The sequence below is a fragment of the Zooshikella harenae genome, from assembly GCF_018837975.1.
In the GTDB taxonomy this organism is placed as follows: Bacteria; Pseudomonadota; Gammaproteobacteria; order Pseudomonadales; family Zooshikellaceae; genus Zooshikella; species Zooshikella harenae.
On the sequence record NZ_JAGSOY010000270.1, the window covers coordinates 1 to 1,104 of the forward strand.

Below are 1,104 nucleotides of genomic sequence, written 5' to 3' on the forward strand. Positions count from 1 at the left end.
CGTTTTTGAGTGCCACTGAAACTGAAACACAGCAGCACTCAAATAGCTTTTATCACCTTAGAAAAACAAAGCAGGACTAATACCAAAGCGCTCGCTAAGGGTAATTATATGTTGCTTGGTAGGCTTTCGCTCACCTTTGAGGATTTTAGAAAGGAGGGTTTTATCTTCAATTTCTGGCAAATCTGAAAGCTTTAATTGGTGCTGATCGATTAACAAACGAAGCATTGCAACGTCCGCAGGATCTTGATGCGCTTTCTCATCGAACTTGTTTAAAGCTTCGTCTTTTTTTTCATACTCAGCAATTGATTTACTCAGTATTTCAATAAGCACATTTCGAGGATCATCATGACTGTCCTCACCTTCTTCTAAAAGCTCTTCAATGAGGGCAAGTGCTTCTTCATAATGGGCTTGATCGACGATATGTAAATAAGGTGCTGCAACCTCAAAAAATTGACTCCACACCTTGTTAACGTCATCGGTACTCATAAACCTCCTTGAGTAAAACCAATCAGATGTGTATAATTTTGTTATTTTATACACATCAAGGCAAGATAGCTATGCGAACTAATATAAACATTGATGATAGCTTAATGGACGAGGCTCTTAAAATAACTGGACTCAAGACAAAGAAGGATGCTGTTGAAGCTGGCTTAAAAATGCTTATCAGGCTGAATAAGCAAGAAAAGATTAAGAATTTTCGTGGCAAGTTAGCTTGGGAAGGGGATCTAGATGATATGAGGACTAACTAGTGGTTCTTGTAGATACTAGTGTCTGGATTGATTACTTCAACGGCAAGGCTACAGTTCATACAGATCGCTTGGATAGCCTTCTTTCAACAGAAATAGTTGTAGTTGGCGACCTTATCCTTGCCGAGATCCTCCAAGGTTTTCGAGTAGATAGAGACTTTAAAAGAGCGAAAGAGTTACTGACTGAGCTGGATGTTTACCCTTTATGCAATCAATATCTAGCGATCAAAAGCGCTGAAAACTACCGGACACTCCGCAAGAAAGGTATTACGGTCAGAAAAACAATTGATTGCATCATTGCCACGTTTTGTATTGAAAGAAAAATTCCTTTACTGTTTTCAGATAAAGATTTTGAGGG

The 1,104-nt window shown here is 38.8% G+C and carries 3 protein-coding genes; 2 read left to right on the plus strand and 1 reads right to left on the minus strand.

From position 1 onward, the window contains the following. Positions 1 to 57 precede the first annotated feature (57 nt). A complete protein-coding gene (locus tag KCG35_RS25545) occupies positions 58 to 486 on the minus strand; it encodes a helix-turn-helix domain-containing protein (RefSeq protein ID WP_215822670.1) in 429 nt (142 codons plus the stop codon). A gap of 71 nt (positions 487 to 557) precedes the next feature. Between KCG35_RS25545 and KCG35_RS25550 the strand changes: the two genes are divergently transcribed. Beyond that, complete coding sequence (locus KCG35_RS25550; protein WP_215822671.1) at positions 558 to 749, plus strand: type II toxin-antitoxin system VapB family antitoxin; 192 nt, start codon at positions 558 to 560, stop codon at positions 747 to 749. Continuing rightward, positions 749 to 1,104, plus strand: a 356-nt coding sequence (gene vapC / locus KCG35_RS25555) for a type II toxin-antitoxin system VapC family toxin (RefSeq protein WP_215822672.1), incomplete at its 3' end; no start/stop codon positions are given. The genes KCG35_RS25550 and vapC, both read left to right, overlap by 1 nt.

Bases quoted from the DNA above. Each gene is read 5' to 3' on its own strand.
- KCG35_RS25545 (WP_215822670.1), bottom strand. From the start codon at position 486: ATGAGTACCGATGACGTTAACAAGGTGTGGAGTCAATTTTTTGAGGTT.
- KCG35_RS25550 (WP_215822671.1), top strand. From the start codon at position 558: ATGCGAACTAATATAAACATTGATGATAGCTTAATGGACGAGGCTCTT.